General features: G+C 70.2%; 23 protein-coding genes. 15 read left to right on the top strand and 8 right to left on the bottom strand.

Annotation, left to right across the window (positions count from 1 at the left end; genetic code table 11):
- The first annotated feature begins 24 nt into the window (after window positions 1–24).
- The 4 genes from ABD648_RS08025 to ABD648_RS08010 all read left to right on the top strand — a co-directional run bounded on the left by ABD648_RS08025 (window position 25) and on the right by ABD648_RS08010 (window position 4985).
- Window positions 25–1053 carry a metalloregulator ArsR/SmtB family transcription factor gene (locus tag ABD648_RS08025; RefSeq protein ID WP_282214438.1) on the top strand — a complete coding sequence of 343 codons (1029 nt, stop codon included), beginning with the start codon at window positions 25–27 and terminating at the stop codon, window positions 1051–1053.
- The gene (locus tag ABD648_RS08020) at window positions 1050–1457 is read left to right on the top strand and encodes an arsenate reductase ArsC (RefSeq protein WP_282214437.1); all 408 of its coding nucleotides are present in this window, start codon (window positions 1050–1052) and stop codon (window positions 1455–1457) included. Before ABD648_RS08025 ends, ABD648_RS08020 begins: the two co-directional genes overlap by 4 nt.
- 197 nt (window positions 1458–1654) lie before the next feature.
- Entirely contained in the window at window positions 1655–3673 is a 2019-nt protein-coding gene (locus ABD648_RS08015; protein ID WP_282214436.1) for an alkaline phosphatase family protein, read from the top strand.
- A 229-nt stretch (window positions 3674–3902) separates the two neighbouring features.
- The gene (locus ABD648_RS08010) at window positions 3903–4985 is read left to right on the top strand and encodes a TerC family protein (RefSeq protein WP_282214435.1); all 1083 of its coding nucleotides are present in this window, start codon (window positions 3903–3905) and stop codon (window positions 4983–4985) included.
- A 60-nt stretch (window positions 4986–5045) separates the two neighbouring features.
- Here ABD648_RS08010 and ABD648_RS08005 read toward each other — a convergent pair whose 3' ends face one another.
- The 6 genes from ABD648_RS08005 to ABD648_RS07980 all read right to left on the bottom strand — a co-directional run bounded on the left by ABD648_RS08005 (window position 5046) and on the right by ABD648_RS07980 (window position 10280).
- A complete protein-coding gene (locus ABD648_RS08005; protein WP_282214434.1) occupies window positions 5046–5951 on the bottom strand; it encodes an arginase family protein in 906 nt (301 codons plus the stop codon).
- 33 nt (window positions 5952–5984) lie between these two features.
- On the bottom strand, window positions 5985–6890 hold the full coding sequence (locus ABD648_RS08000; protein WP_282214433.1) for an SDR family NAD(P)-dependent oxidoreductase: 906 nt from the start codon (window positions 6888–6890) through the stop codon (window positions 5985–5987).
- Between the two features lie 16 nt (window positions 6891–6906).
- Entirely contained in the window at window positions 6907–7575 is a 669-nt protein-coding gene (locus tag ABD648_RS07995; protein WP_282214432.1) for a cation diffusion facilitator family transporter, read from the bottom strand.
- A complete protein-coding gene (locus tag ABD648_RS07990) occupies window positions 7575–7910 on the bottom strand; it encodes an ArsR/SmtB family transcription factor (RefSeq protein ID WP_282214431.1) in 336 nt (111 codons plus the stop codon). Before ABD648_RS07990 ends, ABD648_RS07995 begins: the two co-directional genes overlap by 1 nt.
- 60 nt (window positions 7911–7970) lie before the next feature.
- Entirely contained in the window at window positions 7971–9443 is a 1473-nt protein-coding gene (locus ABD648_RS07985; RefSeq protein WP_282214430.1) for a sigma-70 family RNA polymerase sigma factor, read from the bottom strand.
- A gap of 297 nt (window positions 9444–9740) precedes the next feature.
- Window positions 9741–10280 carry a small multidrug efflux protein gene (locus tag ABD648_RS07980; protein WP_282217521.1) on the bottom strand — a complete coding sequence of 180 codons (540 nt, stop codon included), beginning with the start codon at window positions 10278–10280 and terminating at the stop codon, window positions 9741–9743.
- 156 nt (window positions 10281–10436) lie between these two features.
- On the opposite strand from ABD648_RS07980, the gene ABD648_RS07975 reads away from it, so the two are divergent.
- The 3 genes from ABD648_RS07975 (at window position 10437) to erm (ending at window position 13247) form a co-directional block, all read left to right on the top strand.
- Window positions 10437–11639 carry a sensor histidine kinase gene (locus tag ABD648_RS07975; RefSeq protein WP_282214429.1) on the top strand — a complete coding sequence of 401 codons (1203 nt, stop codon included), beginning with the start codon at window positions 10437–10439 and terminating at the stop codon, window positions 11637–11639.
- Window positions 11636–12238, top strand: a complete 603-nt coding sequence (locus ABD648_RS07970; protein ID WP_282214428.1) for a response regulator transcription factor — start codon at window positions 11636–11638, stop codon at window positions 12236–12238. Before ABD648_RS07975 ends, ABD648_RS07970 begins: the two co-directional genes overlap by 4 nt.
- Window positions 12239–12479: 241 nt before the next feature.
- Window positions 12480–13247, top strand: a complete 768-nt coding sequence (erm, locus tag ABD648_RS07965) for a 23S ribosomal RNA methyltransferase Erm (RefSeq protein WP_282214427.1) — start codon at window positions 12480–12482, stop codon at window positions 13245–13247.
- Window positions 13248–13285: 38 nt separating this feature from the next.
- Here erm and ABD648_RS07960 read toward each other — a convergent pair whose 3' ends face one another.
- Both ABD648_RS07960 and ABD648_RS07955 read right to left on the bottom strand, forming a co-directional pair.
- A complete protein-coding gene (locus ABD648_RS07960) occupies window positions 13286–14098 on the bottom strand; it encodes an alpha/beta fold hydrolase (RefSeq protein WP_282214426.1) in 813 nt (270 codons plus the stop codon).
- Window positions 14099–14117: 19 nt separating this feature from the next.
- Window positions 14118–15362 carry an MFS transporter gene (locus tag ABD648_RS07955; RefSeq protein WP_282214425.1) on the bottom strand — a complete coding sequence of 415 codons (1245 nt, stop codon included), beginning with the start codon at window positions 15360–15362 and terminating at the stop codon, window positions 14118–14120.
- 153 nt (window positions 15363–15515) lie between these two features.
- On the opposite strand from ABD648_RS07955, the gene ABD648_RS07950 reads away from it, so the two are divergent.
- The 8 genes from ABD648_RS07950 to thrC all read left to right on the top strand — a co-directional run bounded on the left by ABD648_RS07950 (window position 15516) and on the right by thrC (window position 23617).
- The gene (locus ABD648_RS07950) at window positions 15516–15740 is read left to right on the top strand and encodes a response regulator transcription factor (protein WP_282214424.1); all 225 of its coding nucleotides are present in this window, start codon (window positions 15516–15518) and stop codon (window positions 15738–15740) included.
- Between the two features lie 97 nt (window positions 15741–15837).
- Window positions 15838–16368: an RNA polymerase sigma factor gene (locus ABD648_RS07945; RefSeq protein WP_282214423.1), complete on the top strand. Its 531-nt coding sequence runs from the start codon at window positions 15838–15840 to the stop codon at window positions 16366–16368.
- Entirely contained in the window at window positions 16365–16976 is a 612-nt protein-coding gene (locus tag ABD648_RS07940) for a hypothetical protein (protein WP_282214422.1), read from the top strand. Before ABD648_RS07945 ends, ABD648_RS07940 begins: the two co-directional genes overlap by 4 nt.
- On the top strand, window positions 16973–19870 hold the full coding sequence (locus ABD648_RS07935; protein WP_282214421.1) for a hypothetical protein: 2898 nt from the start codon (window positions 16973–16975) through the stop codon (window positions 19868–19870). Before ABD648_RS07940 ends, ABD648_RS07935 begins: the two co-directional genes overlap by 4 nt.
- On the top strand, window positions 19867–20583 hold the full coding sequence (locus ABD648_RS07930) for an ABC transporter ATP-binding protein (RefSeq protein WP_282214420.1): 717 nt from the start codon (window positions 19867–19869) through the stop codon (window positions 20581–20583). The genes ABD648_RS07935 and ABD648_RS07930 overlap by 4 nt, the downstream gene beginning before the upstream one ends.
- Before the next feature lie 77 nt (window positions 20584–20660).
- The gene (locus tag ABD648_RS07925) at window positions 20661–21587 is read left to right on the top strand and encodes a LysR family transcriptional regulator (RefSeq protein ID WP_282214419.1); all 927 of its coding nucleotides are present in this window, start codon (window positions 20661–20663) and stop codon (window positions 21585–21587) included.
- A 50-nt stretch (window positions 21588–21637) separates the two neighbouring features.
- Entirely contained in the window at window positions 21638–22132 is a 495-nt protein-coding gene (locus ABD648_RS07920; RefSeq protein ID WP_282214418.1) for a methylated-DNA--[protein]-cysteine S-methyltransferase, read from the top strand.
- 81 nt (window positions 22133–22213) lie between these two features.
- On the top strand, window positions 22214–23617 hold the full coding sequence (gene thrC / locus ABD648_RS07915; RefSeq protein ID WP_282214417.1) for a threonine synthase: 1404 nt from the start codon (window positions 22214–22216) through the stop codon (window positions 23615–23617).
- Window positions 23618–23638 lie beyond the last annotated feature (21 nt).

The raw sequence follows: 23638 nt of genomic DNA, 5'->3' as shown, positions 1-23638 counted from the left end.
ATCGATGAGTGTCAATATAGACACATGTCGATTCAAGAGGCTGAGCAGACCACAACCGAGGCATGCAGTCCCGTCGCCACCCACGCGATCGGCCTGGAAGCGGCTTCGTCAGTGGCCGCGACGTTGAAGGCGCTCTCCGATCCGCTGCGTCTGCGGATGCTCTCCGCGATCGCCTCCGACCCCCGCGGTGAGTCGTGCGTCTGCGATCTCGCGGAGCTCGCCGACGTCTCCCAGCCGACAGTCTCGCATCACCTCAAGGTCCTGAAGGACGTCGACGTGCTGACCTCGGAGCGTCGTGGCACCTGGGTCTGGTACCGGATCAATCCGAACCGACGCGGCGCGGTGACCGCGCTGCTCGACTCCTTCGCTCCGGCCACGGTTTCCGTGCCGGGGGAGGACGCGGCCGTCGACGACGGACTTCGACCGGACTTCGATGCGCGGGTGACCCGCCTCGCCGAGGAGCTTGCGGCGGAGGTCCCCGCACTCGACTCGGACGTCGTGCTCTCGATCGTGCGCGAGTCGTACACGTCCCTCGCTCGCTCCGCGCGAGTCACCTCGGCGCTGGTGCCGCTCACCGAGCGATTCGCCCGGCAGCGTCTGAGCGATCTCACCCGCGATCGCGATGCATCCGTCCCCCAGGTACTGTTCGTCTGCGTCGCCAACGCCGGACGCTCGCAGCTCGCCGCCGCGCTGGTCAACAAGCTCGCCGGCGGCAAGGTCGTGGCGCGCTCGGCGGGATCGAGCCCGGCCGATGTCATCCACCCGCATGTGCGCTCGCTTCTCGCCGAGATCGAGGGCGATGCGGCAGGTCAGCGCTTCCCGAAACCGCTCACCGATGACGCGGTCCGCGCGGCCGACGTCGTCGTGACCATGGGCTGCGGCGACGTCTGCCCGATCATCCCCGGCGTCCGCTACGACGACTGGGCTGTGGGCGACCCCGCCCTGGCTTCGCGTGACGGTGTGGAAGCCATCCGCGACGACATCGCCGCGCGGGTCCGCACCCTCGTCGATGACCTTCTTTCCCTGACCCCCTCGCACCAGGAGCAGCCATGACCGAAACGAACACCACCCCCTCCGTCCTCTTCGTCTGCGTGCACAACGCCGGACGCTCGCAGATGGCCGCGGGGTTCCTGCGTGACATCGCCGGCGACCGCATCGAGGTCCGCTCGGCCGGATCCATGCCCGCTGACGCCATCAACCCGATCACGGTCGAGGCGATGGCGGAGCTCGGCATCGACATCACGGCGGAAGCGCCGAAGGTGCTCACGACCGAGGCCGTCCAGGCATCCGATGTCGTGATCACGATGGGGTGCGGCGACGCGTGCCCGTTCTTCCCGGGTAAGCGCTACGAGGACTGGAAGCTCGATGATCCGGCCGGCCAGGGGATCGACGCGGTGCGGCCGATCCGCGACGACATCCGCAGGCGCATCGAGCAGCTGGTGAGCGAGCTGATCTGACCGGCTGTCGTTCACGAAGATGGGTACCTACATGGGTGGCCATGAGTAAACGGTGCGCCAACTTGTATTGACATCTTCGCGAGATCCATTGGCGGCAGATGCGCCGGGTTCGAGACTGGCTCCGGGCATGGACGACACCATGCCCGCGAAACCAACGTCTCGGAGATCAAATGCCCTCGTATCGCAAGCGTGCAGTTGTGCTGACAACTGCGGCCGCATGCCTCCTGTCCCCGCTGGCGGCCGCGCCCGCCGTGGCTGCCGCCGACGCGACCACCGTCAAGACCCTCGTGGTCGGCATCGACGGCGCATCGTTCGACTTCCTCGATGACGCGGACATGCCGAACCTCGACGCACTGAGGGAGCGCGGCATGGTCTCGTCCAGCAACCTCTGCGGCACGCCGCTGGCCGGCACCATCTCCGGACCGGGATGGTCGACCATCGCCACGGGCGTCTGGCCCGACAAGCACAACGTCGTCGACAACAACTTCACGGCACCTCGGTACGACCTCTACCCCGACTACCTGACGCGCATCGAGGCGGCGCAGCCGGAGCGCTCCACGGCGGTCGTGGCGACGTGGTCCCCGATCGCGACCACGGTCTTCGGGTCTGCCGTGGACTCGCGGATCCAGGGCGGCAACGATGTCGGCACGACGGCCAAGGCGGTCGAGGCGATCGCGGGCGGCGCCGACGACGTGTTCGTGCACCTCGACGAGGTCGACGGCGCAGGGCACAGCACGGGCACGAACGGTGCCGCGTACGCACAGGCACTCGCGAAGGCGGACGGCGAGATCGGCGAGATCCTCGCCGCGGTCGATGCCCGCCCTGCGGATGAGGAGTGGACCATCGTCGTCACGGCGGACCACGGCCACACTCCGACCGGTGGTCACGGCGGGAGCAGCCCGGCCGAGCGCAAGGTGTTCGTGATCGCGGCGGGACCCGGCATCGAGCCCGGTGTGCGCCACGACGTCAAGATCACCGACGTCGCCCCCACCGTCCTCTCCACCGTCGGCATCGCCGCGGACCCGGCCTGGGCGCTGGACGGCACGGCCGTATCGGACCTCGCGCCCGATGCCTTCGACGCGCTCCGCCCCGAGCTGCAGACCCGCGCGGACGAGACCCGCCCCGGAGCGGATGTCCTCGGCTGGACGCACGCGGCACCGGAGGGGTGGAGCATCGACAACTCCCTCATGCCCTCCGGCGGCGTGAGGGAATGGGCCGGCTGGTCCTTCGCCACCGACGACTTCTGGACCAACGTCGAGCTGGGGCAGCGTCGGGAGACGTCGGTGCGTGTCCGCGACGTCTTCGCCGTGGCCGACTCGGATGAGTGGGACGACAAGTCGCATGCGGGGGGCGCCTTCGACTCGACCCTGTTCAGCCCCGCATACCCGCTTACCGGTGCTTCCACGGCGACTCTGGCGTATGCCACCAACTACTTCATCGACGGGCCGCAGTCGGCCGAGGTCCTCGTCAGCTTCGACGGCGGCGACGCGCAGTCGCTCAAGGCGTACACGGCGAACACGAATGCCGAGGAGCGTCTGGTCTTCGACGTGCCCGCCGGCGCGCAGACCGCGCAGTTCCGGTTCCACTACACCGGGACCAACAGTGCGTTCTGGGCGGTCGATCGCGTGGCCCTCGGCCAGGACGCTGCTCCGGTCGACACCACGAAGCCGGTGGCGACCCTCGTCGCGCCGACCGCTGCAGGTCCGATGCCCGCGCTGACGCTGCGCGTCGACGCGACCGACGACATCGGTCTGAAGCGCATCGTCGCGAACATCTACAAGGACGGCACGCTCGTGAAGAGCACGCAGTCCGCGATCGACGGTGCGACGAGCGGCGTGCACGAGACGACCCAGACGCTGCCCGACGGCGAATACACGGTGAAGTACAACGCCGAGGACCTCGCCGGAAACATCGCGCAGACCGGGGTCTTCGCGGTGACGATCGACGCCACCGCTCCGACCGCGACGGTCAAGGAGGGGGCGTCGTTCACGGCGGGTTCCGCGGGGGTCTACGACCTCGTGAGCTTCAAGCTCTTCGATGCGGGCAAGGTCTCGCAGGTCTCCCTCAACGGGGTCGTGAAGGACCTCTCCGACAACACCTGGTCCGACATCAACTACGTGAAGCCCGGCGTCTTCGGCGCAGTCCAGGGCGAGAACACACTGATCGTCCAGGATGTCGCGGGCAACAGCGCGACGGTGACGTTCACGCTGAACTGATCGCCTCCTCCATGGGTGCGTCGCGACCTGGGCGCGGCGCACCTGTGGTTGTCGGCTGATCCACAGGGAGCACCGGAGGCTCCTTGTATTCTGGATATCCCAAGGGGAGTACTCCGATACGGTCGGGTCGTCATTACGGGTGCACGTCGCATCCCGGGCCACCGGTTCCTGATCTCAGGAATGGAGAAGACTTTGGCGCTGCTCAGTCACGCCGAGTCTGGAGTCCCCATTGGAAATCACCCCCTTGATCTGGATCATCACGATCGCGGTCACGATCGCCTTCTTCGTGTACGAGTTCTTCGCCCACGTGCGCAAGCCCCACGAGCCCTCGATCGCGGAGTCCGCGCGCTGGTCGATCTTCTACATCAGCCTCGCGCTGCTGTTCGGCGTCGGCATCGGCGTCTTCTCCGGCTGGACGTTCGGCGGCGAGTACTTCGCCGGGTACCTCACCGAGAAGGCGCTGTCGATCGACAACCTCTTCGTCTTCCTCATCGTGATGACCGGCTTCGCCGTGCCGAAGATCTATCAGCAGAAGGTGCTGATGATCGGCATCGTCATCGCGCTGATCCTCCGCGGCATCTTCATCGCCGTCGGCGCCACGCTCATCGAGAACTTCTCCTGGATCTTCTACCTGTTCGGCGCCCTGCTCCTGGTCCTCGCCTACCGGCAGGCGTTCAGCAGCCATGAGAGCGACCCGGCGAACGGGCGTTTCATGACCTTCGTCCGGCGTCACCTCCCCGTCACGAACGAGTACCACGAGGACCGGCTCACCGTGCGCAGGAACGGAACGCGCTTCGTCACGCCGATGCTGCTCACGATCATCGCGATCGGGTTCATCGACCTCGTGTTCGCCGTCGACTCGATCCCGGCGATCTACGGGCTCACCGACGAGGCGTACATCGTGTTCACTGCCAACGCGTTCGCCCTGATGGGTCTGCGTCAGCTGTACTTCCTCATCGGCGGGCTGCTCGAGCGCCTGGTCTACCTGGCCCAGGGCCTCGCGGTCATCCTCGCGTTCATCGGGGTGAAGCTCGTGCTGCACGCCCTCCACGTCAACGAGCTGCCGTTCATCAACGGCGGTGAGCCGATGCTCTGGGCGCCGGAGATCCCGATCTGGTTCTCGCTGCTGTTCATCGCCGCGACGATCACCGTCGCGACAGTCGCCAGCCTCCTCAAGACCCGGCGATCGACGGATGCCGCGGCGCCGTCGACGCCCGCTGTGGAGCCCGCGGCGAGCAGTTCTCTCGAGAGCCCGGAGACGATCGAGGCGGTCACCGCCGCCACCCGCACCTCCGATGGGAAGACCTCGTGAGCGCGCGGGCCCGCCCCGAGACTCAGGCGGCCTGAGCCTGCCCGAGCAGGGTGCTCGCCGTCAGCCGGCGAGACCCGTCCCCAGCTCGCTCAGTCCGTCGTCGAGGACATCGACCAGCAGTCGCGCGAAGCGCCCGTCGGGGTCGAGGTCGGGATCGAACACGGTGATGCTCGCACCGATCGCCTGCGGTGCGAGCGCTCGCAGGAGCTCGGTGAGCTGCGCCTTGTCCAGTCCGCCGGGGTCGGGGCTGTCGACGGCGGGCATGACGGTCGGGTCGAGGACGTCGACGTCGAGCTGGAGCCAGTAGCCGCCAGGCCCCGCCACCTCGGCAGACGCGGCGGCGATGTCGGATGCTCCCCGCGCGATGACATCTGCGGCGGGCGTCACGAGTCCGAGGAGTCCGCGGACCTCCTGCTGATCCTCGTCGTCGGGACGATGACCGATATGCGCCGTGCGCGCAGCAGGGAAGTAGGGCGAGAGACCGTCGATGTCGGCGATCGCCGGCCAGTGGCGTCCGATCGCCGCGGCGAGCGCCTCGCCGGCGACGCTCGCGCTCTCGTCGCTGTTGCCCGGATGGCGGAAATCGGTGTGACCGTCGATGTGCACGAGTCCGGTGTCTCCGCGTCTCGCAGAGGCGATGCCCGCGCCGATGAGCAGGGAGCAGTCGCCGCCGATCACCAGCGGCGCGCGACCGGCGGCGAGCGCGTCGGCGATGCGGGCGGCCAGTCGGCGGGAGTGCTCGATCACGGCCGTCTCGTTGCGCACGCGACCGGGAGCTCGGGTGTCGTCGTCGTCCACGTAGCGCGCGGGGAGGATGACACCCCCGTCGATCGCGCCCTTCGCGACGAGACGAGCGTGGAGCCCTGCTTCGCGGAGCGCCTCGGGCGCCTTCGCCGTGCCGGGGACGCTTCCGGGGAGCGGCGGACGGAGACCGAGATTGCTGGGGGCGGAGAGCAGCGTGATCATGGCCCCAGTCTTGCTCCGGGGTCGGACATCACCTCAGGCGGAGAATCGGATGCCGGTCGCGCTCTCCGCCGCGGCCCAGAGCTCCGCGCCGATCGTCGGTGAGCGCACCTCGTCCGAGGCGGTCACGCGGGCGGGCGCACCCCGGAACTCGAGCATCCCGCCCGGCCCCCAGTAGTCGCCGCCCATCGCCTCGGCGGCGGTGGCCGCGTGGATCAGGGGAGCGGCGCCGTCGTCCTTGCCCTGCACGAACGGCCGGCTGAGGACGGCGAGAGCGCGGAGCGGAGCGGGCACCTCTGCGAGACCCGAACGGGGCTCGGTGAGCGGATCGACGGCGTACCCCGGATGCGCGCACATCGCGGATCGTGCCGAATCGGCCCACCGCCGGTCGAGCTCGAACGCGAAGGACATCAACGCGGCCTTGGACCGGCCGTACTGTCGGAGGGAAGCGCCGCGCCAGGGAGCCGCGAGCCGCGCGGGCTCGATTCGCGCGAATCGATGAGCCAGAGATCCGACGGCCACGACTCTGGCGTCGTCGGCGAGGTGCGGCATGATCTGGGCCAGAAGTGCGAAGTGCCCGAGGAAGTTCGTTCCGACCATCAGGTCGGGACCGTCGTTGGTCCGCGCCTCGCGTCGGGCCGTCTTCACTCCGGCGTTGCAGATGACGGCATCGACACGCTCTCCGATATCGGCGGAGGCTCGCGCGATGCTGGCGAGCGAACCGAGATCGACGGGGAGGATGCGGAGGTCGGCGTCCGGCGCGCGGGCCACGATCGCGCCGACGGCGGTCCGGGCGCGATCGGTCGAGCGGCATCCCAGGAGCACGCGTGCGCCGCGGACGGCGAGGCGCTCGGCGCACCAGTAGCCGATCCCCGCGTTCGCCCCGGTGACGAGGATCGTACGGCCGTCGAGGTCGTGCGGCTGCAGCGAAGGAGCATCCATCACCCCAACCTAGGGCTCAGGCGTGCGGGCCCTCGTGTTCGTCGTGGTGCTCGTCCTCGAGGATCATCCCGATCGAGGTCGCGCAGGCATCGCCCTTCCACGCCTCGATGCCCTCGCGCACCGCGAATGCCGCGATGACCAGCCCCGCCACGGCATCCGCCCACCACCAGCCGAACAGCGAGTTCGCGACCAGACCGATCAGCACGGCGCCTGACAGATACGTGCAGATGAGCGTCTGCTTCGAATCGGCGACGGCGGTGGCCGATCCCGCCTCGCGGCCGGCTCGGCGTTCCGCGAGGGACAGGAACGGCATGACGATCACGCTGACGGCGGTCAGGACGATTCCGATCGTGCTGTGCTCGGGGCGTTCTCCCGTGATCAGCGCGAGGACGGACGTCGCGGTCACATAGACCGCGAGCGCGAAGAAGGCGACCGAGATCACGCGCAGCGTGGGCTTCTCCCAGCGCTCGGGATCGCGTCGGGTGAACTGCCAGGCGACGGCGGCGGCCGACAGCACCTCGATCGCGGAGTCGAGGCCGAACCCGATCAGGGCGGCCGAGGAGGCGAGTGAGCCGGCCGCGATGGCCACGCCCGCCTCGACCAGGTTGTACCCGATGGTGATCGCGACGATGAGGCGGATGCGGCGGTGCAGGGTCTCCCGCCGCGCGGGTGCGAGCGTCGTCATCAGCAGGTGCAGCCTTCGCCGTCGCAGCAGTCCGGTTCGACGATCAGCGTCACGCGCAGGAACTCGTCGAGGGCGGGGGAGAGGTGCTCGTCGGCGAGGCGGTAGCTGCTGCGGCGCCCGTCGGGCACGCTCTCGACGAGTCCGCACCCGCGGAGGCAGGCCAGGTGGTTCGACATCACCTGGCGGGAGACACCCATGGTCTCGGCGAGCTCGGCCGGGTAGCGGGCGGAGTCCCGCAGCGCGAGCAGGATGCCGGCACGAGTCGGGTCGGAGAGTGCGTGCCCGAGGCGCGCAAGTGCCGCCGTGTGGGTGAGGGATGCCGTTGCCGAGGTCACCACGCCAGAGTACAGCAAATCATGAATTCAAAAGAACCTGTACTCAGGAACCGGCCGAGGTCAGTACTCGATCACGGTCTGCACGGCCACCTCGCCGACCGAGCCGTCTTCGTGGATGAGGTGGAGCGAGACCGTGTGCTCTCCACCGGTGGAGGGCAGGACGAGATCACCTGACCAGATGCCGTATCCGTCGAGCTCACCCGCCTTCCCCGCGACTCTGCCGTCGACGACGATCGCCACGACGGCGCCGGCGGTTCCGCTGACCGACAGGTGGGCGATCGGAATGCAGTCGGGGTCGGCCGGGTCGAGCTCGATCGAGACCTCGACGTACCACGTCGCAGAAGCGGTCTTCGTCATGAAGGTGTTCGGCGCCACCGCCTCGTCATCGTCGGTCGGTGCGGCCGCGGCTGCACCGGCGTGCCCGTCGGCGGTCGGCGGCGATGTTGCCGGAGGGGTGATGTGCGGAACTCGGGCCGCGTCATCACCGGTGACGGGCCGATCCGGGTCGGTGGCGGGGATGGTGGCGACTGTCGGAGTCGTCGGCGCGGGGAGCGAGGCGGCGGGCTCCGGCGCGGATGCCGCGGGCGGCGGCAGCGCGACCGCCGGTGCGACGACGGCCGTGGCATCCGGTTCGGTCGGGGTGCGTACGAGGAGACTGCCCCCGATCGAGAGTGCCACGGCCACGGCTGCCGCGACGGGCCACAGCACCGGAGCCGCATATCCGACCGCGGCCGCCGCCTGCGCGGTGGGGAAGAAGGCCGGAGCGATGACGAGACCGGCACCTCCGACGAGGAGCGGGCCGAGCGTGATGGCGCGGGCCAGATGCCTGGCCTCGCCGGCGGCCGCGCGGCAGTCGGCGCACGATTCGAGGTGCGCCGCGACGAACTTCTGCGGGCGCGGGCCCAGATCGCCCTGCACATATCCGCCGAGGAGCTCGATCACGCGCCGGTGGTCGGAACCGGCGGCCGCGCGGCGAAGGTGCGCGCCGATCCACGCCTTCCGGAGTCCGTCCCTCGCGCGGTACGTCAGAGCGGCGACGGCGTTCGCCCGCATGCCGAGCACATCGGCGATCTCGCGAGGGGGGAGATGCTCGACCTCGCTGAGCCAGAGCGCATGCTGCCAGCGCTCCGGAAGCGCGCCGAACGCCTCGACGAGGGCTGCGGAGTTCATCATCGCCTCGACGTCGATCGTGCCGATGCCCGACGGCGGCTCCTCGACCTCGTCGAGCGCGACCGTCGACGGCGCGCGCCGAGCCGCTGTCAGCCAGGTGTTGCGCACGGTGGTGAGCAGATAGGGGCGGAACCTCTCCTCCGGTCCTCGGCCGGCGCGCACCAGCTGCAGGATGCTCAGGAACGCATCAGAGACGACGTCCTCGGGGTCGGGCGGCGCGGTTCCCAGGCTGCGGGCGTAGGCCACGGCGGTCGGAGCGTGTCGGCGCCAGAGCTCGGAGAACGCACGGCGGTCGCCGTCGCGACTGCGTCGGAGGAGGTCGGCGTCGGTCTCGTGGGCGGTGTCTGCGCCAGAGCTTTCCATGGGACCTCGTGTTCCGTCGCACGACGTCCAGGTGTCGCGAAGGGGATTCAGAGATTACCGCAGACCGGGCGGCCGCCCGGTCAGGGTTACGGCGACCATCGGGCCCCGGAACCAGGGAAAGAGGGTGGGATCCCGGGGAAAGGGATCCCACCCTCTGGCCGCTCGATGTGAGGGGTGGGCGGCCGATGACGGAGCGAGCCGATATCCCCAAAGGCTCGGACCTCCGTCATAGGCAAGACCCCGCGGTGGACGGATCATGACGCGAGTCCGCCGAATCGATCGGCTGCTCTGTCCGCGTCAGCGGATGGCGTACACCGCGCCGCCGACGATCACGGCGACCACGGTGGTCCAGCCGATGATCGCGAGCGCCTGCCAGAACAGCACACGCGCCTTGCCGACACCGGCGGCGGCGAGCATCGTGGCGGTGAAGTGCGTCGGAAGCAGCAGCGGGCCGAGGAGGCTGACTCCCGGCACGCCGTAGCGCTCGAACGCGCGCTGGAACTTCTCCCGGCGTGCGGCCTTGCGATCGGCGTGCGGCGCCTCGGGCTCGACCGCCGCCGACCCTGCTCCGGCGAGGACGGGGTCGCCCACGCGAGAGCGGTTCACGATGGCGGTGCGGGCGCCCGAGCTCAGCAGCACGAGCACGGCGACGCACAGGAAGTTTCCGACGATGGCCGCGATGGCGGCGATCACCGGGTGGATGCCGCCGATGATCCCGATGCTCGCAGCACCCTCGCCCTCGATGAAGGGGATCGCGCCGGCGAGGGCGACGATGAGCGGCTGCAGGAGGTCGGGGACCTGGGCGACCCAGTTCTGGAAGATCTCGATGAGGTTCATGGGGTGTGCTCCCGTGGTCTGTGCGGACGGCGTCTCCGTCACGATGGATCCAGTCCACCGCTCGCGGGCTCCGCACGACAGTGCCGGGCCGTCACTGCTTCACGGGTGTATCGCACGTCGTATCCCTGACAACTGTCACGCCCGTATCGTGAGAGCGTGAGCAGCCGCATCGAGCCCCTCGCCCCCGCCGTATCGAGCCCCGGGGCGGTCTCGCTGACGCGCGGTGTCACGGCCACCTGGTGGTACACGCTGACCGCGGTCCTGTTCATCGAGGTCATGCTCATCGGCGCCTGGGTGGGCTTCGTGGCGGCCATGGACTTCCGCGTCACGGTCGTCCTCGTCGTCGCCGTGGGAGGCCTGCTGTGGTGCGCGTCGACGCTGCTGCTGCTGTTCGACTACCGGCACCGCATCGACGCCGGACCGGGCGTGCCCTGGCGTCGGCTGGCCGTGCCGCTTGCCGTCGCCGTGGTCTTCGGCGGAGTGGCGGGAGCGCTCACCGGCAGCTGGCAGCTCGCGGTCATGCCGCTCGCGCAGTCGCTGGTGCTGCTCAACTGGCCGCGCGGCGTGCGCTTCCGCGTGGTCGTGGCGGCGACCCTGCTCCTGGTGGCGCTCGCCTTCGTCGACTCGGCCACCGACGCGCTCGGGATGGGGATCCCCACCTGGCTGCCCGGCGCCTACGCCGCGCTCCTCCCCGGGATGACGGTCAGCTCGCTGTGGTTCTGGGATGTCATGGTGACGCTGGATCGCGCCCGTGCATCGGAGTCTCGGCTCGCCGCGACGCAGGAGCGACTGCGTGTGGCGACCGATGTGCACGACCTCCAGGGGCACCACCTCCAGGTCATCGCGCTGCAGCTGGAGCTGGCGGAGCGGCTGCTGCCACGGGATGCGGATGCCGGTATGGAGCAGCTCCGCGCCGCGCGCGTCAGCGTCGACGAGGCACGACAGGGCACGAGGGACCTCGCGACCCGCTTCCGCTCCGTCCCGCTGAGCGATGAGCTCGCCAACGCCCGAGATCTCCTGTGCGCCGCCGGCCTCGAGGTCGAGGCCGTGATCGATCCGGATGCCGCTGCCGCACCGGCATCCGCTCTCGGTCCGGTGATCCGGGAGACGACGACGAACGTGCTGCGACACGGCGGCGGACGCCGTGCCCGTCTCTCCCTCACCCGGACCGCGGATGCCTGGCGCTACGAGATCGCCAACGACGCGGTGCAGGGCGCCGCAGTCGGTGACGACGGCTCCGGTCTGGAAGGTGTGCGACGCCGGATCGACGACGCGCGGGGCACGCTGGAGGTCCATGCGGACGAGGAGGAATTCGTGGTCGTGGTGACGGTGCCGTCGAATGCCGAGGAGGTCCGATGATCCGCGTGCTGCTCGCCGATGACGAGGGGATGATCCGGTCCGCGCTGGCGGCTCTGCTGCGGCTGGAGGACGACATCGAGGTCGTCGCCGAGTGCGAGGACGGGGAGCAGGCGGTCGCCGAGGCCCTGCGCCTGCAGCCCGACGTCTGCCTGCTCGACCTCGAGATGCCGGGGCTCGACGGCGTGCAGGTCGCCGAGCGTCTGAATCGGGCGATCGCGACGCGCTGCGTCGTCGTCACCCGTCACGCGCGTCCCGGCGTGCTGCGTCGCGCGCTGGCATCCGGCGTCGCGGGGTTCCTGCCGAAGTCCCGCGGTGCCGACGAGGTCGCCGCCGTCATCAGGAGGGTCGCCGCGGGGGCCCGCTACGTCGACCCGGAGATCGCGGCCGATGCGCTCAGCGACGAGCGCTCGCCGCTGACCGACCGCGAGCTGGATGTGCTGCGTGCCGGGCGGCGGGGGGAGACGACGGGACAGATCGCCCGTGCCCTCGCGCTCGCGCCGGGAACCGTCCGCAACCACATCTCGGTGATCCTCGGGAAGCTGCACGTCGGCACCCGGCAGCAGGCCGTGCTGATCGCCGAGGAACGCGGCTGGATCTGAGTGGAACCGCGTCCTGGGGGTCGCTAGGCTGGCGGCCATGGGAACAATATGCTTCGCGCCCGTGATGGGGCGCACCCTCGTGTTCCGCGACCGCCGCGCCTGACGGCGCGCCCGCTCGCACGCATCTGCGCGCCGTCCACCGAGATGTCATCGCACCTCGGGACGGGCAGTCCTCACTGACGCTACTCTCTGCGTCCTGCCACCTTCGAGGTGCTCCGAATCATTCTTCTGGAGCGCACTCATGCCTCGCTCGATCCATGGCGGCCGCCACGAACTCGGCCAGAACTTCCTCACCCATCGCCCCACCCTCGGACGCATCACGACGATCGTCCGGGGAACGTCCGGGTCGATCCTCGAACTCGGCGCCGGCGACGGCGCACTCACCCGCTCGCTGGCCGAACTGGGACGACCGGTCACGGCGATCGACATCGATGAGCATCGGGTCCGCCGACTGCGCGGGCGATTGCCGAGCGTGCGCGTCGAGCACGCGGACGCGACGCGCCATCCGCTCGACGCCGACGTGGTGGTCGGCAACATCCCCTTCCACCTGACCACTCCGATCCTGCGGCGGCTGCTGTCGACGGGGCGGTGGCGCGAGGCCGTCCTGCTGACCCAGTGGGAGGTCGCGCGCAAGCGCGCCGGGGTCGGCGGCGGCACCATGCTGACCGCGCAGTCGGCGCCGTGGTTCGAGTTCGCTCTCGAAGGGCGCGTCCCGGCGTGGGGCTTCTCGCCGCAGCCCAGTGTCGACGGCGGCCTGCTGTCGATCACTCGCCGCGGCTCACCGCTCGTGCCGGTCGCCGAGCGCCGTGCGCATGAGGGGTTCGTCCGGGCGATGTTCACAGCCCGCGGGGCGACCCTCGACGCCGTCGTGGCCACCGCGGGCCGGGTCGCGAGGTCGCGGGCGCGGCAGGCGCTGGCGGCGGCCGGTGCCGCGGACACGCGACTCCCGCGCGACCTCGGACCGGAGCAGTGGGCCGGGCTGTGGCAGCAGATCGGACGACCGGTCTGAGGGGAGGAGGGGTGCGCCGATGCGCACCCCTCCTCCTCTCACAGGTTCTCGAGCACGTCCCGCAGCCGAGCGGCGAACGCGGCCGGGTGGTCGACGAAGCCGGTGTGATCGCCGGGGAACCTCGTCGGCGCGACGTCGAGCTGCACGCCCAGGGCGGTGGTCGTGCGCTCGCACAGCTGGCCCACCGACTCCTCGCCGATGCCGAGCACGAACCGCACGTCTGCACGCCGCAGCACGTCGAGATCGGGCTGCCAGCCGACGCTGCCGAGGTATTCGCGCGCGAACCAGAACTGCTCGTCGGCGAGGCTCTGCGGATCGGCATCCCCGCCGAACCACTGCACGAGAACCTCCTCCGGCATCGCGATGTTCGCCTGTGCGAAGAACATCCGCCACGCGCCGAGGCGGTCGCCGCCGAGGGCGAGCGCGATGAGATCCTCCGCGGTCTGCAGTTGCTCGACGTGATCGGGGAGCAGACGCAGCAGCGGGGGTTCGTGGGCGATCACGACGTCGACGAGGTCCGGCCGATCCTGTGCGAGCGCGAGGACGGTCACGGCGCCGCCGCTCGAGCCGAAGACCGTCGCCGGTCCGCGATCGACGTGCTCGACGAGGGCGGCGAGATCCGCCGCGCGCACGGCAGGGCTCGAATCGCGTGTCGGATCCGCGACGGTGCTGCGCTTGATCCCGCGAGGGTCGGCGGTGAGCACGGTGTGGTCGGACGCCAGCTCGTCGGCGAACGGAGCGAAGGCGTCGGCATCCATCGGCGAGCCGATCAGGGCGAGGAGCGGACCTGCCCCGCGCACCTCGTAGTGGAGGCGCGCGTCCGGGCGGTCGAGGGTCGAGGTGATGTTCATGGGATTCTCCTTCTCTCGGTCACTGCTTCTGGGGTACTGCGGTGGTCAGGGGCGTAGAGGACGACGCCGGGCGGATGCGGCGGCAGCGGCGGATCACGGCGGGCGCGGCGATCGCGGTGAGTACGGCGAGGCCCGCGGGCAGCAGCAACGCGACGGGCAGGGTCCCCGCGGCGGCGAGGAAGCCGATCAGGGCGGGGCCGAGGAGGCCGCCCCCATAGCTGATCATCGTGACGACGGAGAGTCTCCGAGCGGTCTCGCCGCGCTCGGCGAGCGTGCCGATCACGATCGGCCAGATCAGAGCGGTTCCTGCGCCCGCGAGGGCCCAGCCCAGGAGGGCGATGAGCACGGCGATCGGTCGATCGGGCAGCAGACCCGACGCCAGCACGGCCGCATAGCCGATCGCGGCGAGGCCGCTGGTGAGGCGGACGGTGTGCAGCGGTCCGAGCGTTCGACGGAGCGCGTCCCCGGCGAACCGCATCACGGTCATCGCGGCGAAGAAGATGCCGTAGACCAGGGAGCCGGTCGCCGGATCCGCTCCGAGGATCCGGGTCGCGTGCACGCCCGCCCAGTCGGTGGCGGCGCCTTCGGTCAGGAAGGCCGCCGCCCCCAGCGCGCCCAGGGCGACGAGGTGCCCCGATCGCAGGGGAGCGGGCGCGTCGTCTCGCGCGTCCTCCTCAGCGGGCCGGTCGAGCGCGGTCTCGTGAGCCTCCGTCGCCGGCAGCCCGCGCAGCCGCATCCCCACGAGGGCGGATGCCGCCACGAGGAGGCCCGCGCCGCCGGAGATCGCGAGTCGACTGTCCAGGCCCGCGTGCAGAGCGGCGGCGAGCAGCAGTCCGCCGCCCGCGGCGCCGAGCGTCCAGCAGCCGTGCATGCGGGCGATCACCGGCCGACCCATCGCGGCCTCCACCGCCATCGCCTGGGAGCTGAGCGCGATGTTCGTCGCGCCGCAGCTCAGACCGAACAGTCCGGCCGCGAGCAGCAGCATGGGAAGAGACGGGGCGACGCCCGCCAGCATGAGGGCGGCGCCGGCACAGGGCAGCGCCGCCGCCAGCATCCGTCCGTCCGTCCCGGAGAAGCGGCCGGCGGCACGCATCGCCAGCAGGGCGAACCCCGCCACGACGAGCAGCATCACGCCGAGAGCTGCCGGACCGAGGTCGAGGCGCGCGTCGAGCGCGGGGAGCCCGGCGCCCCACACGGCGGTCATCAGGCCGGTCAGCCCGTGGCTGAGGGTGATGATGCGGTGGCGGGAGCGGAGCGTGTCCATGGCTCCAGGGTGCGCCGGGGTCGCCTCTCACCTCCAACACCCGTTCGCGCCCGATTGACGCATTCCTGTTGTGAATCGACGGGCACCGAATCCGGAATGTCACGAACCGTCCCCGCTCGACACCTCAGGGTGACGATGCACGAGGGGATAGCCGTGACTGAGGAAGCGCCGACGAGAGCGAACAGCGAGCTCACGAGACGAGAGACAGAGGTCGCGGAACTGGTGGCAGACGGACTCAGCAACCGCGAGGTGGCCGTATCCCTGCACGTGAGCGTGCGCACCGTGGAGAGCCACGTCGGGACGATCCTCCGCAAGCTCGGACTGCGTTCCCGTTCGGGTCTCGCGCGGCGGCTCGATTCTGTCGTCGACGGCGGGTGAGCGCCGACGGGCGCCGAGCGATTTCGCTGCGGATGTCATGAACTCGCTCCACCGGACACTGCATGATGAGAGCGGGCAGGAAGACGCAGGGAGACCGATGTATGCCACCGAGGCCGACGGCGAGCTGATCCGGCTCGCCCGACGAGGTGATCGCGGCGCCTTCTCCGCCCTGTACGCGCGGCATTCCAAGGCGGTGTACCTCTACGCGTGGAGCATGATGCGCGCGGATTCGGATGCCGAGGACATCGTGCAGGAGGCCTTCCTGATCGCCTGGCGGCGACTGCGCGACATCCGCATCCACGAGTCTTCGGCGCTTCCCTGGCTGCTCGTCACATGTCGCAATCTCTGCCGCAACGCGACGCGTGCACGGCGCTCGGCTCTGCCGCTGGTCGAGGAGCTCCTTCCCGGAGATCGGGTGCGGCAGGAGCGGATGGAGGAGCTCAGCTGGGTGCGGCAGGCGGTTGATCGTCTCGGCGGCATCGATCGGCGGATCATTCACCTGTGCCTCGTCGAGGGGTACTCCTACGACGAGGCGGCAGCGCATCTCGGGCTCTCCTCCGCCGCCCTCGCGAAACGCCTGCAACGCGCGAGGGCGAGTATCCGGGTCGCGCTGCGAGGTGAAACATGAACAACGGGCCCAAGGAAGGCATCTACCTCGATGCCGCCCTCGGGGTGATCGGCGAGCAGATCGAGGAACGCATCGACGAGATGAGCCGTCGTCGGCGGCTGCTCATGCGCGTCGCGGTCCTGGCTCTCAGCGCGGTGACCGTCGTGAGCGGGTCGTACGCCGCCGCTGCTCTGTCCGGCGTGTTCGGCAGTCCTGACGCGGCACCCGCCCCGGCGGCGAGCACCGTCGACGCCCGAGTGCTCTGCATCGACGGGGGCGACGCAGCGGACGCGCCGTTCTTCACCGTGTCGTATCGCGTCCCGGCGGCCGAGGACACGGACGAGGTTGCCCTGTGCAGCGCGGCCCGTGAGCTGCTTGCCTCGGACGCGGCCGACATGGCCGACTCGACACCGGAGACGGTCGTGGCGGTCGCCGCAGGGCTTTTCGACGAGACGACGGCCGCCGCCCCGGGGTTCGTGGTCGAGGGCGCGTCGTTCGCTCCGCTTCGGCTGCGGTCCGGAGTCGCCGCCGTCACCCCCACGATCTGCGTCGACGCCCGCGCCACGATCGTACTGTTTGCCCGCGACGACGAACAGCGGATCGCCGTGTGCACGGAGACCGGGCGGTGACGCGGTCGCGCGTGCCCGGCCCGTTCCGCCGGCTTCGACGGCAGCCGCTGCGTCTCACCGCGGTGGTGCTGCTCTGTGCGACCGCGGTTGCCGGATCGGCGGTGCAATCCGCCGCCGCCGTCGCGCTGGGGACGACAATCAGCGAGAACTGGCGCGGCAGTTATGACATCCTCGTCACGCCGCCGGACGAAGAGCCCGCGGTCACCGGTGACGCCCTGCCGCCCAACGCTCTCGCCGGAGGGTCGTCGGGGCTGAGCATCGCGGACTGGCAGCGGATCGCCGCGGTCGAGAACGTCGAGGTCGCCGCACCTATCGGAGAGATCCTCGTCCCGGCTCTGCGGCCTAGCGCGCCAGCGGTCGTGCTGCCCCGTGCCGTGGTCCAGCAAGCGATCCCACCGCAGGCGTACCGGATGACCCTCACCTACGCGACGGACGACGGACTCGGCGAGCGCATCGTCGAGAGGTCCAGCATCCCACTGGTCGTGGACGGTGTCGGAGACGACCCCCCGTCCGCGGAAGCCCTCGAGGAGTGCATGAACGGAGTTGTCGGCTACGGGTGGAACGGGACGACTCACGACGTCGACCGGCAACGCTACCCCGCGCTGGTGAGTGAGCTCTGCTACAACCCGCTGAGCAGCGGTCCCGCGGCGGGGACGCAGGGCGGCACCGGGGAGTGGAGCAGGGCGCACGCTGCGCCGGGAGAAGACGTCATCGCCCTCGCGCTTCCCGTCGCACCGCAGCCGGTGACGAGGATCACGCTCGTCGACCCGACATCCGAACGTGCGCTTCTCGGCGACGAGGGTGCCTTCCTCGAACCGCTTCTGTCGGTCGCCGACGTGGACCAGGCCGACGTCGAGGCGATGCAGGCATGGGCGGAGGGTCCGGGAGCGGAGTTCGGTGCCGGATTCAACGCGATGCTGGCAGCGGAACTGGGCGCAGCCACGGCTCTGAACGATCCGGCCGCCATCGACGACATCCGCCGCCTGCTTCGTGACAACGGGGAGGATCTCGACGCGCAGATCCGAGCCGGGATCGCCGGCGCCGGCTTCACGCCGCTCATCGTGAGCGAGGCTGAGATCGCCCCGCTGACGTTGAAGATCGAGATCGAGGGATTCGGCGGCGCCGAACGGAGCGGCGACGGCTACGTCCTTCCTGCCGGCATTGACACCGACGGCATCGGCGCACCGCTGGGCACCAGCGTCGCCGATGTGTCGAGCCTGCTGAACCCGTTCCTTGCCGGTGCCGAACGAGTGGCCTGGCCGGGCACCTCCGCCGTCGCCGACGCGGGAGTCGTGTCGTGGAACAGTCTGCGCATCCAGACCATCGGCAAGGGAGCGCCGGCCGTCTACGGCTCGTCGGACGGCGGGATCGTGCTGGAACCGTCCGGCTACTCGGCCGCGCTGCACGCATATGGAGCGTTTGCGGACTCCCTGCAGCTTGGTGCCGACCCCGCGCGAGCGGGAACCGAGTCGGCGTACACCTCGCCTTCGCTGTTCAGCGATGCCAGTCGCACCGAGCGGGAAGGCTCGACGGCGATCCCCGTCGGGTCGTTCGATCCCGACGCGTTGGCCATCGATGAAGCCGCCGCGGATTACGTGCCGATCGGTGCATACGGTGCAGTCGATTCGACGATCATCGGCGGCGAGAACGCCGGAGCGACGATGCGCCCCAGCGTCTCCGGGCTCGGGTTGGTGTCGCCACGCACGGTAGCGATCGGATCGATCCGAAGCGCGGCGCTGTGGGGCGACGAATCACCGATCGCCTCCGTCCGAGTGCGCGTCGGCGGGCTCGACGGATACACGCCCGCAGCGCAGCGCGAAGTCGTGCGGGTGGCTCAACAGATCGAGGAGGCGGGATTCACCGCGACGATCATCGCCGGCTCCTCGCCGCGAGCGGTCGAACTGGCCGTCGACGGATACGCCTTCGGCACCGATGATCCGGCCCAGCCGCAGTCCGTCGGACGACTCGGAACGATCGTGCAGAGCTGGTCTGAACTCGGCGCGGCAGCGCGAGTGGAGCTCGCGGTGTCGTCGACCGTGTGGGCGATGCTCGGCATCGCGCTCGCCGCGGGGCTTCTCCTGCTCGGTGCGACCCAGTTCGCCGCGGTGCCCGCGCGACGGAACGTGGCCGTGGTCCTGCGCGAGATCGGGTTCACGCGACATCGGATTCTCCGCTGGTTCGCGGCCGAAGAGCTCCCCGGCCTGCTCACGGTGGCGATCGTCTCTGCCGCCGCCTGGTTGCTCTCCGGATTCTCACCCCTCGCCGGAGTCGCCGGAGGGCTGAGTGTGGTCGTGCTCTCGCTCACGTCCGCTCTGGCGATTCTCGAGGCATCGCGTCGCGGAGGGGCTACGCCCGCCGATCGTCGGTCACACAGGGTCGGAGCGCGCACCGTCGCGGGATTCGGAGTGCGCCAGGCGCTGGTCCACGCGCCGACGAGCCTCGTGCACCTCTTCGCCGTGATCGTCGTCGGCGTGGCCGCCGCGGCGGTTGCCGAGACGATGATGTCGGGACGTCTGCACGCCGGGCAGAGCAGTCTCGCGCTGCTCTCGTCCGCGCAGCAGGTGCTGCCGCAGGCGGTGCTCGGGGTGATCGGCATCGTCGGTGGTCTGCTGCTCGCCCGAGTGGCCAGACGAGTGGATCTCGAACGTCGGGCGGAGCAGTGGTCGTTGCTTCGTGCGGCTGGCTGGACCGGATCGCAGATCGCCATGGCTCAGCGCGTGGAGGGCGTGACGATCGGCGTCCCAGCGCTGATCGCGACGGGAGCGATCGCCGTGCTGGCGTCGATCCTGCTGGGATGGTCGAGCGGGATCGTGCCGGTGCTGACCGCACTCGTCGCCGGTGCGGCGAGCGCGATGCTCGCCCTGGCGATCAGGATCAGAGGAGGCACGGAATGAGCATCGACGCCGAAGGTGCGGAGGATGCCGCGGCTCCACGACCGAGGAGCCTAGAGCTCCTGGGCGCGGCGGTGGGGCTCGACGGTGTCTCCATCCGGTTCGAACGGCCGGGCGACGAACCGCTGATCATCGTGGACGACTTCGACCTGTCGCTCGAACGCGGCCGTATGCACTGCCTCGCCGGACGCAGCGGCTCCGGCAAGACCAGCGTCCTGCGCGTCGCCGCCGGTCTCGTGCCTCCGGCAGGGGGCGCGGTGACCTGGGAGGGGCTCGAGATCACGGGGCTCGCCGACGACGTGATCACCGCCCGCCGTCGGAAGCACGTCGGATACCTCGATCAGCGGGGGAGTCTCGTGCCTGGGCTGACGGCGTTGGAGAATGTCCTGCTGCCGGCCCTGCCCGAGAAGCGGAGCCGCGTGCACGCACGGCGCGCCCGCGATCTGCTGCATCGTCTCGGCGTCGGTGCGCGGGCGGGGTACTACCCCGAGCGTCTCTCCGGCGGCGAGCGTCAGCGGGTCGCGTTCGCGCGAGCATTGCTCCAGCAGCCCGCCGTCATCATGGCCGACGAACCCACGGCCAGCCTCGACCGGCTCACGGCCGATCGGCTCATCGCCCTGCTGCGCGATCTCGCGGACGACGGCATCGCCGTGCTGGTCGCCTCGCACGATCAGCGGTTGATCGATGCCGCCGACACGCGAACGCTGCTCGCCTGAGACCGATGCTCGCCTGACGCGCGGTGCTCGTCGGAATCATTGACGCATTCCTGTTGTGAATCGGCTATAACGGGACCATGGCCGATGAGCTGGAGCTGCGTCTGCTGCGGCATTTCGTCACGGTGGCGGAGGAGCTGCATTTCCGTCGCGCCGCCGAGCGGCTGTTCATCGCGCAGCAGGCGCTGAGTCGCGACATCCGGCGGCTCGAGGATCGGATCGGCACGTCGCTGCTCATCCGCTCCACCCGCAGCGTCGACCTGACGGATGCCGGTCGCCGGCTGCTGCCGCGTGCCAAGGAGCTCCTCGCGCTGCACGACCTCGCCCTGCGCGAGCTCCGCGACCACGAGCCGCTCGTCGTCGACGTGGTGGACGCGGAGCTGACCCCGGCTCTCGTGCTGGAGGCTGTGCGGAGCCGGGCGCCGGGGAGCGAGTTCATCGCCCGGTTCGGTCAGCGCGGCGGCGGCCGAGGCGGATCGGCGGACGTCGTCTTCGATCGCGTGAGCCGCCCGTCGCCCGAGATGTCGACTCAGCTCGTCCGCTTCGAACCGCTCGCGGTGCTCGTCCCCGACGGGCATCCGCTGGCGAGCCGGGACATCGTGCCCTTCGAGGACCTTCGCGGAACCCGCGTCTGCTCGCGGGCGGGAGGTCACGTGACCGAGGGGTGGATCGACGCCACCGCGCAGCTGCTCGCGCCCTTCGGCATCGATCCCGCGATCGGCCACCCCGTGGTCGCGGGAGGGGAGGAGCTCGCGCAGCACCTGCGCCTGCGCAGCGCGCCCGTGCTCGCTCTCGCCTCGCAGCGGCCGGTCGACGGGGCCGTCCTCCTTCCGGTGATCGACCCCGTCCCGCTCTTCCCGTGGGCGATGTCGTGGCGCAGCGATCTCGACCACCCGGCGCTCGCGGAGCTGCGGGCCGCCGCGGCCTCGCTCTCCGCCGCGAACGGATGGCTCGACGTCCCGGACGGTGCCTGGCTCCCGTCGCCGGAGAGTCGATCCGGCCGCTGAGGTGCGCCGCCCGGACGCACGGTGTCCGTGGCCGGGAGTAGCCTCGGCACATGCCCACGTTCGGAACACTCTCGACTCCGGTCGGGGTGATCAGCGTGGTCAGCGACCGCACGGCCATCGTCCGTGTCGGATGGCGAGCGCCGGCGCCGGCCGATGCCGATGCCTCGCCGGATCCGCTGCTCGCGGAAGCACTCGCCCAGCTGACCGCCTACTTCGCGGGAGCGCTGACGGTGTTCGATCTGCCGATCGACCTCGGCGTGCAGACCGATGCGACGAGGGCCGTGCTCACCGCCCTCCATGAGACCGTGGGCTACGGCAAGCCCGTCACCTACGGCGAACTCGCGGAGCGCAGCGGGACGGCGGTGCCCGCACGCGGTATCGGCTCGATCATGGGCGCGAACCCGCTCCCGATCATCGTGCCGTGCCACCGCGTCGTCGCCGGCGACGGTCTCGGCGGATACTCGGGCGGAAACCCGGGTGAGGGCCTCGCGACGAAGCGCTGGCTGCTCGAACTCGAGGGTGCGCTGCCGACCTCGCTGTTCTGAACCGGCCCTCGTCATCCCGTCATCCGCGGCCGTCGCAGCCTGAGAGAATGGAGGCGCCGAGTCCCGATCCGAGGAGCCAACGTGCCGTTCATCTCCACCCGCGGCGGCATGCAGCCGCAGTCGTTCAGCGAGACGCTGTTGGAGGGCCTTGCGCCAGACGGAGGACTCGCGGTCCCCGAGGTCATGCCGACGGTGGACGGTGAGACGCTCGAGCGCTGGCGCGCCTTGACGTACCCGCAGCTCGCGACCGAGGTGCTCGGACTGTTCGCGACCGACATCCCTCGCGAGGACCTCGCGCGGATGACGGCCGACGCCTACGCGGACTTCCCGGACGGCGTCGTGCCGCTCCGCGCGATCGACGACGACATCACGCTGGTCGGACTCTCCGAGGGGCCGACCCTCGCGTTCAAGGACATGGCGATGCAGTTCCTCGGCCAGGCGCTCGAGTACACCCTGGAGCGGCAGGATTCGGTGCTCAACATCCTCGGCGCCACCTCCGGTGACACCGGATCGGCCGCCGAACACGCTCTGCGCGGCAAGGAGCGCGTCGCGGTGTTCATGCTCTCGCCGCAGGGGCGCATGAGCGCCTTCCAGCGCGCGCAGATGTTCTCCCTCGACGACGCGAACGTGCACAACATCGCCGTCGAGGGCGTGTTCGACGACTGCCAGAATCTCGTCAAGCACCTCGCGGGCGACCTGGTGTTCAAGCGCGCCCAGCACCTCGGCGCGGTGAACTCGATCAACCTCGCGCGGATCACGGCGCAGGTCGTGTACTACTTCTGGGCCTGGCTGCGGGCGACGGATGCCGGGGGCTGGACCGAGCTCTCGTTCACGGTGCCCTCCGGCAACTTCGGCAACATCCTGTCGGGCTTCTACGCCAAGCAGATGGGCCTCCCGATCCGCCGGCTCGTCCTCGCCGCGAACGAGAACAACGTGCTCGACGAGTTCTTCCGCACCGGGATCTATCGTCCGCGCAGCGCGGCGCAGACCCTGGCCACCTCCAGCCCGTCGATGGACATCTCGAAGGCGTCGAACCTCGAGCGGTTCATCTTCGAGCTCGTCGGCCGGGACGCGTCCCGTGTCGTGGGCGCATGGCGCGACCTCGAAGAGCAGGGCTTCTTCGACTTCTCGGCCGACCTGTCGCGCTTCGTCTCGGAGTTCGGCATCGTCAGCGGGACCTCGACCCACGACGACCGGCTCGCGACGATCCGGTCCGTCTACGAGACCACGGGCGAGATCATCGACCCGCACACCGCGGACGGGGTCCGCATCGCGCGGGAGTACCTCGAGCCCGGCGTGCCGATGCTCGTGCTCGAGACCGCGAAGCCCGAGAAGTTCGCCGAGACGATCCATGAGGCGATCGGCATCGAGCTCGCCTACGCGCCGGAGCTGCGCGAGATGCTCGATGCTCCGCAGCACGTGACCGAGATGGCCGACGACGAGCATGCGCTCCGGGCCTTCATCGCGGAGAACGCGCTGCACTGAATCGCAGAGCCCGGGGAGACT

The sequence above is a fragment of the Microbacterium luteolum genome, from assembly GCF_039533965.1.
Lineage (GTDB): Bacteria > Actinomycetota > Actinomycetes > Actinomycetales > Microbacteriaceae > Microbacterium > Microbacterium luteolum.
This window is presented reverse-complemented; position numbering and strand designations above follow the sequence as displayed.